Raw genomic sequence first — 205 nt, forward strand, 5'->3', positions numbered from 1 at the left:
GTTTTTACTTGGTTACTTCTTCTATACGATTATCTAGTTTTCAAAGAACGAATAAAAAAGCTTTGAGAGAATTGCTCCCTCAAAACTAAACAAACAGAAAACCATCAAACAAACGTTATTGTCTGGCTCTTACGTCCAGCTTATATCCTTAGAAAGGAGGTGATCCAGCCGCACCTTCCGATACGGCTACCTTGTTACGACTTCA

The 205-nt window shown here is 38.5% G+C and carries 1 rRNA gene; it reads right to left on the bottom strand.

Annotated elements, in window-relative coordinates:
- Positions 1–152 precede the first annotated feature (152 nt).
- A 16S ribosomal RNA gene (locus LC455_RS32145) occupies positions 153–205 on the bottom strand; the annotation flags it as partial.

It is taken from the genome of Neobacillus bataviensis, from assembly GCF_019969725.1.